This window comes from Moorena sp. SIO3I6, assembly GCF_010672095.1.
This window is the reverse complement of record NZ_JAAHHU010001454.1, coordinates 1-1,259: the sequence shown is the minus strand read 5'-3', so window position 1 is coordinate 1,259 and position 1,259 is coordinate 1. Positions and strand designations below refer to the sequence as shown.

The window sequence follows — 1,259 nt, the reverse complement described above, 5'->3', positions numbered from 1 at the left end:
CCCAATTGTCGAAACCTGGTTCTCAACATACTTTACAACTGAACAATTAATTTATGTAGCGATAGACCGCACAAATTGGAGTCGGATAAATTTCCTCATGATCAGTATAGTTTGGGATAAAAGCGATGCAGCGCGGTCTTGGGGAGGCAGCGCGGTCTTGGGGGTCCCCCCGGAGACGAAACCTTAGATAGTGGAGCCTTTATAGTTAGCAGGTTATGCAGAAAAGGGTTAAATATTTTTTAATAAGGCTCCACTATCTTACGGTAACTTCAAACCATGAGCGACTGCCGTGGTTTCCCCCACTCGCTATTGCATCAAGACAGAGCCTTTCCTATATATTTTGAATTACTTCCCAAATTAGGGTAAGCGCAATATTCATGAACAGAAAACTGCCCTATCTTCAGTGATGCCACTTTTAAAAAATTATAAAGTTTGTCTATTAGGGGATAGAGAATTTTGCTCACTCAAGCTGGCGCAGCATCTCCAGTCATTGGGTGTATATTTCTGCTTACGTCTTAAGAAGAACGAATTTATCGAAGTGAAAAATTATCTTTGGATTCAATTAAATAATTTAGGCTTAACACCAGGATTATCTTTGTTTATCCAAGGAGTTAAAGCGATGCAGCGCGGTCTTGGGGAGGCAGCGCGGTCTTGGGGGTCCCCCCCGGAGACGAAACCTTAGATAGTGGAGCCTTTATAGTTAGCAGGTTATGCAGAAAAGGGTTAAATATTTGTTAATAAGGCTCCACTATCTTACGGTAACTTCAAACCATGAGCGACTGCCGTGGTTTCCCCCACTCGCTATTGCATCAAGACAGTGACCAAGACCCGTGGGTTTATAAGTTTTAATGTCGCTTGTAAGTGGCAACGTAAACTCAAGGGAATATCCCCAAAAGAAGCCTGGTTTATTCTGACAAATCTTGAGAGCTTAGAGTTGGCGATTTCAGCTTATAAAAAAAGATTTGATTCGTTGGCGAAGCCTGGCGAGCGAAGCGAGGCATGGAAATGTTTAGAGATTTTAAGACAGGTGGTTATAATATAGAGGAGACTAAGGTTGAGGGTAAACGACTTATTTCTCTAGTGTTATTAATTGCGATAGCTTACACTTCCTCAACAATTCAAGGTCAGCATATTAAAGCGATGCAGCGCGGTCTTGGGGAGGCAGCGCGGTCTTGGGGGTCCCCCCCGGAGACGAAACCTTAGATAGTGGAGCCTTTATAGTTAGCAGGTTATGCAGAAAAGGGTTAAATATTTGTTAA

General features: G+C 42.7%; 1 protein-coding gene and 2 pseudogenes. All 3 read left to right on the top strand.

Features of this window, described 5'->3' with window-relative positions; translation table 11 throughout:
- Nucleotides 1–121, top strand: a pseudogene (locus tag F6K49_RS50200) (IS4 family transposase); the annotation flags it as partial.
- 285 nt (nucleotides 122–406) lie between these two features.
- The gene (locus F6K49_RS54120) at nucleotides 407–682 is read left to right on the top strand and encodes a hypothetical protein (RefSeq protein ID WP_366514367.1); all 276 of its coding nucleotides are present in this window, start codon (nucleotides 407–409) and stop codon (nucleotides 680–682) included.
- Nucleotides 683–808: 126 nt separating this feature from the next.
- Nucleotides 809–1,158 (top strand): annotated as a pseudogene (locus F6K49_RS50195) (hypothetical protein); the annotation flags it as partial.
- Between the last annotated feature and the right edge of the window lie 101 nt (nucleotides 1,159–1,259).